Source organism: Streptomyces sp. NPDC005728 (genome assembly GCF_040630895.1).
In the GTDB taxonomy this organism is placed as follows: domain Bacteria; phylum Actinomycetota; class Actinomycetes; order Streptomycetales; family Streptomycetaceae; genus Streptomyces.
Map to the genome: position 1 here is coordinate 1 of NZ_JBEXYL010000165.1, position 11834 is coordinate 11834.

The following is an 11834-nucleotide window of genomic DNA, read 5'->3' on the forward strand; positions in this document are numbered from 1 at the left end:
ACGAACTCCTCGGCATGCCCACCGACGAAGCGACCGTCAACATCACCCGCAGCCGCCTCGGACGCCTCACCCGCCAAGGATTCCTCACCCAACCCCGACGAGGCCGCTACCAGAAACGGACTTAACGTCCACTGAGAAGCCGGCCTTCCGCCGCGCGTTCGTCAAACGCCGCTGCCTGCTGCCGGCCGACGGGTTCTACGAGTGGCAGCCCGGCAAAGACTCGGCCACGGGCAAGGCGCGCAAGCAGCCCTACCGGGGACCGGCCCGTCCTTTGGGTACCGGCCGCTACCGCGACGGCAGCACCGCCGGGCCCGGGGCGGGCAGGACGAGGGGCCGGTGGGGCACGGTCACGGCGGCAGAGGAGGGACCAGGAGCTGTCGTGGTCCTGGTCGCGGGGCCGCTGCACGCGCCCGTGCTGTCCGGCCTCGGCGACGCAGGCCATCACGTCCGGACCGAACGCCTGCCGGGCATGGATGGATGAGTAAGGCACGCCGCCGCGTGTCAAGCCCCGACATGCAGTGTCGTGCGGCGGTTCGCCGGTCGGGGCTTACTTGATGCACGGGCTCGCCCAGAGAGTGTGGTCCGTCGGCCGTGCGGGGCAGCCCCGGCGGCGCGGTCTGCGGGACGCGAGTCCCGCTGTCGAATCCGACCACAGAATGTCACGAGCGGCATTCGGCAACTTTGATCACTTGTCACCACGAGGAGGATTTCTATGTCTCCCATGTCTTACAGCCAGCGTCTGGTGATGCTTGCCACCTCAACTGCGCTTGCGGTCGGGGGCGTGATGATGCCCGCCAGTGCATTCGCCTCGACACCGCACACCGGCGTCGTCGCCAAGACCGCAATAGGCCACGCCGACCACGGCAAGAGCGACCACGGCAACAAGGAAAAAGATCGCAAGGGCAAGGGCAAGGGCAAGGGCAAGGGCAAGGGCAAGGGCAAGGGGAAGCCCAAGGACATCAAGAACATGCCGGGCTGCCACTTCTATCAGGGCGAAGTCTTCTGCAAGCAGGATCCGCCCAAGCAGGACCCTCCGAAGCAGGACCCTCCGAAGCAGGATCCGCCCAAGCAGGACCCGCCCCAGCAGGACCCGGGTTCGCCCCCGCACGACCCGCCTCCGCCCCCGGCTAAGCAGTAAGCCTCTGCCCCCGCCCCCCGGTGGACCCGCCCAAGTGGGAACTGCTGGTTCCCTGCCGCCCCGGCTGAGGGCTGCAGCGGGTGTGTGAAGCGGCCGAGAGCCCGAGTCCCGTCGTTACGGCGGGGGCTCGGGTCTTTGCTGCGCGCCGCCGTTTCCGGAAACGTGCCACCGCTGCGGCGCCGACGAGTCCTCCCGCCGGGCGGGCAACCCCGCACGCCCGCGGCCAAGGCCGCCCTGCGTACCCTCATGCGCGACCTGGACGCCAAAGTGCGCCTCAGGGCGTGCGGCGGAAGGCCCGGAGCCGGCCGGGTGCCACAGACCATGCCCACCACGGCCTGAACCGCAGGCGGAAACCACGCCCGCCACACCCTCGACCAGCTGCCGGATCAACAACTTGACGACGCCCGGTCACGCCCTGTGGGGCGTGGCGAACGGGCGGTGGGCCCGGCTGGCCGTTGTTGCCGCCGGGCATCAGGCCGGGCCGCCCGCCGGTGCGGGCGCCGCACTACAAGGCTGGCCACCGCTGGCGGCGAGCCGACGTGGACGCCCGCAAGGGAGGGCTGCAGCACTCCGGGAGCAAGTGGCCGAGCGGCGGCATCGCATGCTTTCGGACAGTACTGGCTGGTAGGGGCGGTGCGGTGGGTGGTCCAGGGCATGATCGCAGTCATGTCCCGTGAGAGTGATGCTGCCTGCCTGGTGTGGGAGGTCCAGCTGTACGAGCCGTTCAGTCGTGTGTGGATCAGCAAGGGCTACGGACGTGCGACCACCGACGCGGACCCGGCCGCGTTCGGCCGTGCTGTCCTGGCCGGCCATCTCGCCCGCGGTCCGGCCCGAGCCGGAGAAACGTTCCGGGCCCTCGTCCGCACCGGCAACGACCAGAGCCTGACCGTCACAGCGGACGAACTCCTCGCCCAGAGTCGGACGGTGGATCGAGCACTCTGCCAGATGCTGCCCACCTACCTGCGCGACGCCCTCACCTGACGATGGTGACCCGGGCGGTGCGCCCGTCGCCTGCCGGCGATCTGGACGGTGAGGTCCCCGTTGATGATGCCGACTTCGTCGGTCATCGCTCCGCCCGGGCCGGCTGTGACCTTGTCGGTGTATGACTCGGTGTGCGGGCTGTGGTTCATGCGGGGCAGGTGTCCAGCATCTCGGTCGGCTTGTTCTTCTCCGGCTCGGCGATGTTGAGGGTGCACACATACTTCACGTAGGTCCAGGCCCGGGGTACCCCGAGTCAGCCATGCTCTTCGTGGCCCGCGCCGAACAGCTCACCGGTTGCCCGGCGACCGCTTTCGGGAGGCTCGCGTGAACAGGACCCGTCGTATCGTCACGTCCGTCGTCGGGGGAGATGGCCCGCCCCGCGGGCAGGGGTCTCAGAAGGGCTTGGTGGGCAGGTACTTGCCGTCCAGGGTGATCACCGCACGCTCGCCGCCCTCGGGGTCGGCGACCTTCTTCACATCCAACTTGAAGTTGATCGCGGAGATGATGCCGTCACCGAACTGCTCGTGGACCAGAGCCTTCAGCGTGCACCGACCTCGCCCTCGACGCGCTGGAGATGGCGATCTGGCGCCGCCGGCCCACCAGCGCCGATCTCACCGGCCTCACGCCTCACTCGGACCGCGGAGTCCAATATCGTGCTCTCCGCTACACGGAACGTCTCGGACAAGAGGCCCCGGTGGCCTCGGTCGGCTCGAAGGGCGACTCGTATGACAATGCCCTGGCCGAGGCATGCAACAGCCTGTTCAAGGCCGAGCTGATCCGCAACAAGGGACCGTGGACCGGGATCACCGACATCGAGGTCGCGGTCGCCGAGTACATCGACTGGTTCAACCAGCGACGCCTCCACGGCGAGCTCGGCCACGTCACCCCTGCCGAGCACGAGGCGGCCCACTACCTCACGCTCGAACCCCCTGCGTCACTCCTGGCTCCGAACCCGTACGTCGCCGGGTTCGGAGCCACTCCTATGCCTGTTCTACGCCGTGCCGGAGAGGCCTCCGGGCCGCTCACTGCTTCGAGGTTCCGCCGAATCACTGATCCTGTACCGACCAGCCGCGACAGGATCCTCAGAAAGATCGAGGATCACCTCGGAGATCCCCGCGACCGCTTACGGAGGCACGTGATCCCCTCATGGGTGCCGCGCAGGCGGTCTTGGCCCGCGGTGACCAGGGCGCGCCAGCGGGCACGGACGGTGGGCTCGTTGTCGAGCCACGGACCTGGGCCGGTGGGGCGACGAGCAGGCTGTCGCTGCTCAGCTCGCTCACCACAGGCTTATGGGCGACGGCTTTTCGACACCTACTCCGAGGTCGTGCGAACCAGCGCGTGACCATCAGGCACCCGGATCACCTGGTACGTTCGCTGGAGACTTGAAGGGGCACCCGCCGTCCGTCGGCCGCTGTCCCTCTCTTCTTGCCTGAACGCCTTCGGCGGGAGCTGGATCCGCTGGTACCGTCGCTCGTATGGACCAGAACGGATCCCAGGTGCCGCGCTTCGAACCGGAGGAGTACGCGCGCGTCGAGGCAGCCGCCAACATCGTCGGCAAGTCCCCCGAGGACTTCGTCCGCGATGAGGCGCTCAAGGCTGCCGCAGACCCGTTCCTCAAGGCCCTCGGTCGGGCCCGTGACCGCGTCCCGCAGCTCGCCGAGGTCTTCGCCACCCAGGACACCCACGCCGCCGACGCCAGCACAGGAGCGTGGCCCGACCCCGCGCCCATGAGCAGCCGCGACCTGCACGAGTTCCCGCGGCACGGTCACGCCGCGTGACCCGGTTCCTCGCCCCGCAAGAGCTCCTGCAGATCGCGCAGACCCGCCCGGGCGACCCGGCCTGTCTCGACTTGGGCGTGCTGGACGCCGTCTGCGCCCGGGTCCAGGCCCACTACATGGGCCGCGACGTGTACGCGAGCGACTGGCTCAAGGCCGCGGCCATGCTGGAGACCGTCGCGCTGCACGAGCCGCTGGAGGCGAAGAACGAGTTCTTCGCCTGGCTGGTCGCTGAGACGTTCGTCAACACAAACGGCGTCACGCTGAACTACGAGCCGGAGGAAGCCCTCGCGCTCGTCATGCGTGCCAAGCATAAGGGCGCCGGCGTCCAGGAGGTCGCCGCGCAGCTGCGCGCCTGGTCCACCGGCTGAGGCCCCGGCCGGGCCCCGGGGCTGTCCGTCCCCGTCGGCGGGCACCTCGAACGTGATGGCCTGCTCGTTGGCCGCACGATCTCACGAGCAGCGCGCGGGGGAAGGGGGCATCGGTGGCAACCTCGCCACTGTTGATCGGGCATGACGTGTGCTGTTACCAGCGACGGGGCGGTCGGACGCTCGCCGCGATCGCTGGTCTGTGCGGCATCACCGAGCGCTACCTGGAAATGATCGAGGCGGGCCGCAAGGTCCCGTCGGCCGACGTGCTGGCCCGGCTCGCCGCCGAGCTCGATGTGCCTCTCGCTGCCCTGTTCGCCGAAGGCCCAGCCGGCGAGCCTGCGGCAGATGTGAGCACCCGGCAGACGGTACCTGGATTTGGAACTGCCTGGCAGGCACAGCGAAGTGCCAATCGGCGTCCCGTTCCTTGCAGATCTGTTGACGTACCGCTACCCCCTACGCCTGACCGCGGCTCTGAGTGAGGCGGCGGTCCGGCGGGCTGGTGCAGCGGGACTGCCTTTGATAGTGGCTCCACCACTACTTCTGTGTCCGGGGCCGGCTGTGGGGCGCAGGGCGCCGGGATTCAGGCCATGCCTGGGCAGCAGTTGGGCCGAGACGGGATGTCACTGGTCGTGCCTGCTCCCGTACAGTCCGTGCTGTCGGTGCTCCGTCAGGTTAAGCCCATCGGTTGGCCAGGAGAAGAAGCATGGATATCGAAGCCGGTCTTGGCTCCCTTTCGTACGTTCCCGGAACGGGGCGGCCGGTCCCCGAAGCCGAGCCTGGACTAGTGGAGCGGTGGCGTTCGGGGGGAGGTGAACTGGTCGAGTTGCTGTCCCAGGTGCGTGACCGGGTCGGCGGCATCGCCGCGTTCCGTCTTGGGCCGACCCCCACCGTTCTCGTCACCGACCCGCAGGCGGTCCAGCACGTACTCGCCCGGCACCCGGAGCGGTACGTCAAGCGGTCCCACCGCGCCCGTGTGTTGATCGGCGAAGGGATCCTCGCCGCCACCGGTGCGGCCTGGAAGCAGCAGCGCCGTTTGTTGCAGTCTCAGTTCACCGGCACTGGGATGCGCCGCTACGAACAGCGGATCACCGAGGCTGCCCGGACCGCTGCCGGGCGCTTTGACGCGTATGGCCGTACCGGGCAGACCTTCGATGTCGGGCAGGAGATGCGCCGCTTCGCCCTGGACGCCATCTGGCGCTCTCTCACCGGGCACCCCCTCGACGACGGCACGGAGCGCGAACTGGCCGCCGTGGCAGCCGTGATGGCCGCCCTTCCGACTCTGCCTGCAGATGTCACCGATGCCCAGGACGCCGTTGCCGACGATCTCGCCCGGATCGACGCGGTCGCCGGGCATGCCATCAAGGCCGCCCGCAGCGGGGCGGCCGGGCCCGACGGCCCAGGCCTGCTGCACGTCCTCACCGATGCCGCCACCGAGCGCCCCGAGTACACCGACCGGCTCATCCGCGATGAACTGGTTACGCTGCTAGTGGCCGGGCACGAAACCACCGCCACCACCCTGACCTGGCTCTACCTGCTCCTTGACCGGTCTCCCACCGCCCGTGAAGAAGCCCTCACCGCCGGCGGCGAGGGCTCAGCGCAACGCCGCCGGGCCATCCAGGCCCTGGTCCACGAGACGCTCCGGCTCTACCCGTCCGCCTGGATCCTGCCGCGCCATGTCACCGAGGACGACACGATCGGCGGTTACACCGTGGAGGCGGGCACCGACCTCCTGGTCTGCCCGTATCTCACGCACCGCGATCCCGAACTGTGGCCAGACCCGGAGCACTTCGCCCCCCAGCGCTTCATCACACCGGACGGCCGGCCTACCCACCCGGGCGCGTACTTCCCCTTCGGCATGGGTCCGCGCGCCTGTCTCGGTCTGCAATTCGCGCTCCGCGAATCGACCATCCTGCTCGAACACCTGCTGCCGGTCCACACCCTGGCCTTCAGTTCCATCCCCAAGAAGACTGCGTACGGCATCACCGTCCGCCCCGACGGCCCCACCCTCGCAACCCTGACACCGCCACTCACCTGAAGGGCGCCAGGCAGTGGCGGCTGCTCAAGGTGCCGTAAGGCGCTGGCGGCGCTGTTCGCGGAGGAGGATTGCCAGCACGGCGCGGCCGATGGTCCCGATCAACGATGCCGTACTGCTCCGGGCAGGCCCCGGCGCGACGATGATTCGGTCCGCCGCGGCCTGGAAGAGAACCGTGAAGCTCACTCGCTGAATGGACAGTCCCGGGGTGGCCGTCGTGACATCGCCGGCCATGCGGACCAGTGTTTGGTAGACCGTCAGCAGCGCGAAGATCTCCTGCTCAAGACCGGGGACGCTGCGTGATCGCAGTACTCGCCCGTCCAAGATCGTGGACTTCAACGAGAAATAGCAGGTTTCCGCCTGCCAGCGCCGGTGGTAGAGCCGCAGCAGGTCGTCTGCGGGGTGGTTGGGTGATTACACCTTCCACGGTCCTGCCCGTGACGCAGCATCACAAGGTAGCGAGTAGTCGGTTCGTGAACTGCGGTAGCCGTCCTGAGCCCAGCTCGGGACGGGCCGACTTCGGTAGGTTGTAGCGCTTCTTTACGCACGGCCCAATTTGCTTGCCGAGGTCCTACAGGCGGGTCCTTCGGCAGACGATCATGCCGCCCAGGCAAGTAACGCGAAACGCGCCCTCTGCCTCAATGACCTCGTTGACCCGCTCTCGCGCGCGCTCGATCGTCTCCTGGAACGGAACGCCCATCTTGTCCGACCACGCCTCGTACGAGGCCAAGTGCGCGACGACCGGTTCGGCGTCGGTCACCTCGATCACCCCGGGGAGGGGTATCGTGCGGATCTCGCCGAAGACCGTACCGAGGATCGCTGGCGCGTTCTCCAGGGTGAATCGGGCGGACAGCTGCACTCGGGCGGGCCCCTCCTGGACGCCCAGCACATCACCCGCGGCTTGGCGCCAAAGGTGTTCCAGTTCCCGCTTGTCGGTCTGACTGTTGGTGGAGACGATCGCGATGCCGTCGGGCGCCGTTACCCGGCCCAGCTCCCGCACGGCTTGGGCCTGGTCCTCGACGTGGTACAGCATGTGCAGCGCGAGGACCGCGCCGAGTGCTCCATCCGCGACGGGCAGCTGTTGGACGTCCGCGACGACGGCTCCGGGGATGGCGCCGAGGATGCCGTGAGAGATGTCCATGGGAAGCACGGTCAGGTCGGGACGGTCCTCCCGCACTCGGGCGACGAACTTCCCGTTGCCGCAACCCACGTCTGCGACCGCGCCACGTATGCCCGCCAGTTCGTTCACGACGATGCCTGGAAGATCGTGACGCGGGGTCTGCCACTGATAGAGGGACTGGCGGGCGGCCAGGTGCTGACCCGTGCCGTACGCCTTGGTGGAGAGGAGGCTGCGGTCGGTGACCAAATGATCATGCGTGGGCTGGGTGGTCATCGGGGCTCCGTGGGTTGCTGACGAGAGCGGGCCGGCCGGTCACTTCGTGGATGTGTGCGCGGAGATCGACTGCCGACTGTGCGCCACGGTACGGCTCGCTTCCGAGGAGCGCGGCCAGATTGCGGAGTCTGATGGTGATGCTCGCCGGGGCATGGTCTACAAGATCCGGACCGGTGTCTCCTGGCGTGACCTGCCGGAACGCTACGGGCCGTGGAAAACCGTCTACACCCGCTTCCGCCGCTACGCCCTGGACGGCCTGTTCACCCGGGCTCTGCAGCAGATCCAGGCCCACGCGGATGCGGCCGGCGACATCGACTGGTTGGTCCAGATCGACTCCACCGTTGTCCGTGCCCACCAGCACGCCGCCGCCACCGGCCGAAAAAGGGGCAGTACTGGCAGGACGAACCGGATGATCACGCCCTCGGCCGATCCCGAGGCGGACTGACCACCAAAATCCACCTCGCTTGCGACGGCAAGGGCCGCCCGCTCGCAATCCTGCTGTCGCCAGGACACCGCCACGACAGCATCTGCGCACGCCCGCTCCTGGAACGGATCCGCGTTCCCCGCACCGGCCTGGGGCGACCACGCTGCCGGCCCGACCAGGTCATCGCGGATAAGGCTTACAGCTCTCGCGGCTTCCGCACCTACCTGCGCAAACGCGGTATCGCACACACCATCCCCGAGAAGAGGGACCAACAACGGCACCGGCACAACCGCGGCCGCTACGGTGGCAGGCCGCCAGGGTTCGACCGCGATATCTACCGACGACGGAACATGGTCGAGCGCTGCTTCAACCGGCTCAAGGGCTTCCGCGGCATCGCCACCCGATACGAAAAGACCGCCACCTCCTACGAAGCGGCGGTCACTCTCGCGGCATTCCTGCTTTGGGCAAGATCCGTTTGAAGACGGACCCTAGCCTCAATACCAGTGACTTAAGGGATTGGGTCCCAGCTTCGTGGGACCTTGGTCGGTGGGTTGATCGGGGCTGTGCGCCAGTGCGGGGCGATGGCGACGGCCTCGGCCGGGCTCCGGTCGGGTTGGGGAGGGCGTCGGTGTTCGCCGCGTTTGACGCCGAAGTTGGACATCTTGCGCTTGACGACACGGGGGTTGAATCGCCTGCGGCGCAGGGGCAGCAGGCGCCGGGCTATCTCCCGCAGGCCCTCGGCGAGGGCCGTGGCCAGATGGTCAGGGGGAAAAGGCCGCCTGCGCGGTGACCTGGCGGCGTGCGAGGCGGATGCTGCGGGTGAAGGAGAGCCGGTCGGCGTCGAGTTGGGCGGTGTCCGCGGTGTCGTGCATCAGGCTGCGGATGGCGTAGTGGACCAGCAGATGGCCCCAGATCTCCTGCTCGACGCCGTCGGGTGAACGGGAGCGAAGGACCTGGGCAGGGCCGCGTTGATGGGTCTTCAGCTCGTCCAGTGCGCTCTCGATCTCCCATCGTTCGTGGTAGAGGGCGGCCAGGTCGGTGGCGGGCGCGGCCACGGGGTCGAGGATCGTGGTGATCAGCCGGTAGGGAGCATCCTGTTCGGGGAATCCGGCGCCTTGCAGGGTGTACTCGACGACCCGCACGGTCGTGGGGTCGGTGCGTTTGCGGTGGTCCTTCGCGGCAACGATCTCCGACAAGTACGAGCCGTCGGGAAGTTCCTCGCGAACCGGCAGCACCTGGTGGGAGCGGATCCGCCACAGCAGGTCCGCACCGCCGGCCGAGGCGGCCCGCCACAGATCCAGACCGCTGATCCCGCGGTCGGCCAGCAGAAGATCGCCCTCACCGAGATGGCCGAACAGGCTGCGGGCCAGGGCCGGTTCGGATGATGTCTGCGGCCCCAGGGCGGCGGCGGTGATGGCATGGGTGCCGCACTCGGCCAGGGCCACCATCCGCACCTGCGGATACGCACACCGCTCGGTGCGATGGGTCTTCGGCCGCCCGAAGTGCGCCGCGTTCGCCTCACTGTCGGGCGCGTCGAAGACCGTGCCGTCGATCGCCACGAGCCTCCACCGCCCGTATCGGGCACCCTGGGTCTCCTCGGTCGCCAACGGCCGGGCAACCTCGGCGAACAGTGCCTGCAAAGGCTCCGGCCCCAGCTTCACCCGCGCCCGCGAGATCGCCGCCGTAGTCGGCACCTGCCACGAGCCCGACCAACGCTTCGCCCAGGTCAGACCCTGCGTGAGCAGCCGCGCGACCTCCTCATACCCCTGTCCGGAGAACAAGCACATCGCCAGCACGAAGTAGACCACCACCCGCGGTGGCAGCAGCCGAGTGCGCTGTCCCGAGCGACCGCACTCGGCGACCACACGGTCCACCAACTCCGGCGGAAACGTACGTGTCAGCAGCCCGACCGCGATCCGGTCCGACAACCGCTCATCCGTCTCCGGCTTGACCTGTCCAGGGCGCGGCATCCAGGCACCTCCTGGACGCCACGCTACCAGCCGCGAACCTTAAGTCACTGGTATTGACCCTAGCCTCCCCGTTTCGGTTGGGAGGGATCAGCCGGGCTGATCGAGGCGGACCGTGGTTGTTGGCCGTCTGCCGTCAAGCGGGCATGGCTGGGGCCCGACGCTCGGGTCGGGTGCTCCAGTTCCTCGGGTCGTGGGTGGGCAGGGACGGTGCTGCCGGTCAGGTGGCTGGCCGTGGCAGGGTGGCGAGGCGGGCGAACGCGCTGACGAGCTCGTCTCGCCAGGGCCAGGTGGCGGAGATCCGCAGGTGGAGGCGGCGGCCGCCGCGGGTGATGCGGGCGGCTGTGTGCAGCAGCCGGTAGCGGAGCTTCTTCGGCTCGGCGTAGGCCAATTCGCCTTCCAGCAGCAGAGCTTGGGCCCAGGCGAGTAGGTCAACGGCGGTCAGAGCCAGTTCGAGCCAGGCAGCGTTGATGGCGAAGTGGCGGGAGGGGAAGCGGCCGAAACCGGTGGCCTTGCCGCAGCGGATGCGGTCCTCGATGCGGGCGTGCGCAAGGTGGCGGACCTCCAGATGCTGCAGGGAGCCTTCGCCGTGAGGGGTGTCGGTGAGGAAGACCTGGTGGCGCATGCCCTCGTCGAGATCGAACAAGGACAGCTGGGCGCCGGGATGCGGGCGCTCGCGCCGGACGATGATCCGGGTGCCGTCCGGGTGGTCGGCAAGGTCCACCATGCCGGTCAGTTCTGCCACTTCGGCGCCGGTCCGCAGAGTGCCGTTTTGCTCCAGCGCGGGGTGCCACAGATGGTCGGGCAGGGCCCGGATTGCGCGGCGGACTGGTTCGGTGACGGCGTGTCCGACGGAGAAGGAGGTGTGGATACCCCGCTCGCGCAGTGCTCGGACGTGGGCGAGGAAGACTTTCGCGCCTCCTGCGCTGTCGGCGCGGATGAGGATGTCGGTGCCGTGTCGGTGGGCGTCGGGGATCTGGGCCAGGGCCGCGTCCAGGACTGCGATGTGGTCGGCGGCGGTGTTGGCGCCGGCGTTGCCCGGCCGCAGCACTCCGGCCAGGGCTTCGCCGGTGTTGTCCAGGAAGCACAGCAGCGGGTGGTAGCCGAAGCCGCGTTTGTAGGTGGCTGCCGCCTGTTCCTTCTCCGAGTGGCAGGTGATGAGGGTGGCGTCGAGGTCCAGGACCAGGCCGGGCAGGTCGCGGCCACCGGCGCGGGCCGCGGGTATGCCGGCGGTGGTCTCGGCGGCCTGCAGCCAGGCGACCTCCCGGGCGGCGGCTCTCGCCGAGCGCAGGCGGGTGAGTGTGGCCGGGTCGATGCCCGCCAGCAGGCGCCAGGCGGTCGTAGTGGAGGCGACCGGGCCGAAAACCTCCGTCTGGTCCCGCAGCAGGGCCAGGTCCGCTATTGCTTCGCCGCCGTCGGCGAGCATCACCGCCAGATCGACCGCGATTCGCCCGGGGTCGTGCCCGGTGCCACGTGGTCGCAGCCTGCGCAGCCCGTCCGTGAACGCGCTGGTCAGGCCGGTGGCATCGGCGAGATCGGCCAGCAGGCGGGATCCAGCATGGCTGACCACCCCGCGGCCGTCGGCCGAGATGACGAGCTTGGGACGCGACCCGGTAGTGTGCACGCAGAAAGTGCCTTCTTGCTGTGTGACAGAAGCCCTAACGAGCTCGTGCATGGTTGGCGGTGGCGAGGTGAAGCCGTGATCGTTGATCATGGATTCCGTGGTGGGGACTCGGGCGCGTGCAGCCATCGT

At 68.7% G+C, this 11834-nt stretch carries 11 protein-coding genes and 3 pseudogenes; 9 read left to right on the forward strand and 5 right to left on the reverse strand.

The window, feature by feature from the left end:
• Positions 1–133: 133 nt before the first annotated feature.
• The 3 genes and pseudogenes from ABZ471_RS45280 to ABZ471_RS45290 all read left to right on the forward strand — a co-directional run.
• Positions 134–253 (forward strand): annotated as a pseudogene (locus ABZ471_RS45280) (SOS response-associated peptidase family protein); the annotation flags it as partial.
• A gap of 468 nt (positions 254–721) precedes the next feature.
• Positions 722–1138 carry a hypothetical protein gene (locus ABZ471_RS45285; protein WP_359075006.1) on the forward strand — a complete coding sequence of 139 codons (417 nt, stop codon included), beginning with the start codon at positions 722–724 and terminating at the stop codon, positions 1136–1138.
• 666 nt (positions 1139–1804) lie between these two features.
• Positions 1805–2119: a hypothetical protein gene (locus ABZ471_RS45290; RefSeq protein WP_359075007.1), complete on the forward strand. Its 315-nt coding sequence runs from the start codon at positions 1805–1807 to the stop codon at positions 2117–2119.
• Between the two features lie 392 nt (positions 2120–2511).
• Here the strand turns inward: ABZ471_RS45290 and ABZ471_RS45295 are convergent.
• A pseudogene (locus ABZ471_RS45295) lies at positions 2512–2664 on the reverse strand (cyanate hydratase); the annotation flags it as partial.
• Between the two features lie 29 nt (positions 2665–2693).
• Between ABZ471_RS45295 and ABZ471_RS45300 the strand changes: the two are divergent.
• The 5 genes from ABZ471_RS45300 to ABZ471_RS45320 all read left to right on the forward strand — a co-directional run bounded on the left by ABZ471_RS45300 (position 2694) and on the right by ABZ471_RS45320 (position 6300).
• A complete protein-coding gene (locus ABZ471_RS45300; RefSeq protein WP_359075008.1) occupies positions 2694–3461 on the forward strand; it encodes an integrase core domain-containing protein in 768 nt (255 codons plus the stop codon).
• Between the two features lie 133 nt (positions 3462–3594).
• A complete protein-coding gene (locus ABZ471_RS45305) occupies positions 3595–3897 on the forward strand; it encodes a hypothetical protein (RefSeq protein WP_359075009.1) in 303 nt (100 codons plus the stop codon).
• Positions 3894–4265 (forward strand): fic family toxin-antitoxin system, toxin component, encoded by a 372-nt coding sequence (locus tag ABZ471_RS45310; protein WP_359075010.1) that lies wholly within the window; start codon positions 3894–3896, stop codon positions 4263–4265. The genes ABZ471_RS45305 and ABZ471_RS45310 overlap by 4 nt, the downstream gene beginning before the upstream one ends.
• Before the next feature lie 146 nt (positions 4266–4411).
• Positions 4412–4744, forward strand: coding sequence for a helix-turn-helix transcriptional regulator (locus ABZ471_RS45315; protein WP_359075015.1), 333 nt, complete (start codon positions 4412–4414; stop codon positions 4742–4744).
• Positions 4745–4968: 224 nt separating this feature from the next.
• Positions 4969–6300, forward strand: a complete 1332-nt coding sequence (locus ABZ471_RS45320) for a cytochrome P450 (protein ID WP_359075011.1) — start codon at positions 4969–4971, stop codon at positions 6298–6300.
• A gap of 24 nt (positions 6301–6324) precedes the next feature.
• Here the strand turns inward: ABZ471_RS45320 and ABZ471_RS45325 are convergent, their stop codons facing one another.
• Together ABZ471_RS45325 and ABZ471_RS45330 are read right to left on the reverse strand one after the other, a co-directional pair.
• Positions 6325–6636, reverse strand: a complete 312-nt coding sequence (locus ABZ471_RS45325; RefSeq protein ID WP_359075012.1) for a hypothetical protein — start codon at positions 6634–6636, stop codon at positions 6325–6327.
• Between the two features lie 232 nt (positions 6637–6868).
• Positions 6869–7690, reverse strand: coding sequence for a class I SAM-dependent methyltransferase (locus ABZ471_RS45330; RefSeq protein ID WP_359075013.1), 822 nt, complete (start codon positions 7688–7690; stop codon positions 6869–6871).
• A gap of 148 nt (positions 7691–7838) precedes the next feature.
• Here ABZ471_RS45330 and ABZ471_RS45335 point away from each other — a divergent pair.
• Positions 7839–8593: pseudogene (locus ABZ471_RS45335) on the forward strand (IS5 family transposase); the annotation flags it as partial.
• A 282-nt stretch (positions 8594–8875) separates the two neighbouring features.
• Here the strand turns inward: ABZ471_RS45335 and ABZ471_RS45340 are convergent.
• Positions 8876–10084: an IS4 family transposase gene (locus ABZ471_RS45340; protein WP_359075014.1), complete on the reverse strand. Its 1209-nt coding sequence runs from the start codon at positions 10082–10084 to the stop codon at positions 8876–8878.
• A gap of 217 nt (positions 10085–10301) precedes the next feature.
• Positions 10302–11756 carry an IS1380 family transposase gene (locus tag ABZ471_RS45345; protein ID WP_359075016.1) on the reverse strand — a complete coding sequence of 485 codons (1455 nt, stop codon included), beginning with the start codon at positions 11754–11756 and terminating at the stop codon, positions 10302–10304.
• Between the last annotated feature and the right edge of the window lie 78 nt (positions 11757–11834).

Excerpts from the sequence above, each read along its gene's own strand:
- ABZ471_RS45330 (WP_359075013.1), bottom strand. The coding sequence starts at position 7,690 with ATGACCACCCAGCCCACGCATGATCATTTGGTCACCGACCGCAGCCTC.
- ABZ471_RS45305 (WP_359075009.1), top strand. The coding sequence starts at position 3,595 with ATGGACCAGAACGGATCCCAGGTGCCGCGCTTCGAACCGGAGGAGTAC.
- ABZ471_RS45300 (WP_359075008.1), top strand. The coding sequence starts at position 2,694 with ATGGCGATCTGGCGCCGCCGGCCCACCAGCGCCGATCTCACCGGCCTC.
- ABZ471_RS45285 (WP_359075006.1), top strand. The coding sequence starts at position 722 with ATGTCTTACAGCCAGCGTCTGGTGATGCTTGCCACCTCAACTGCGCTT.
- ABZ471_RS45340 (WP_359075014.1), bottom strand. The coding sequence starts at position 10,084 with ATGCCGCGCCCTGGACAGGTCAAGCCGGAGACGGATGAGCGGTTGTCG.
- ABZ471_RS45290 (WP_359075007.1), top strand. The coding sequence starts at position 1,805 with ATGTCCCGTGAGAGTGATGCTGCCTGCCTGGTGTGGGAGGTCCAGCTG.
- ABZ471_RS45320 (WP_359075011.1), top strand. The coding sequence starts at position 4,969 with ATGGATATCGAAGCCGGTCTTGGCTCCCTTTCGTACGTTCCCGGAACG.
- ABZ471_RS45345 (WP_359075016.1), bottom strand. The coding sequence starts at position 11,756 with ATGCACGAGCTCGTTAGGGCTTCTGTCACACAGCAAGAAGGCACTTTC.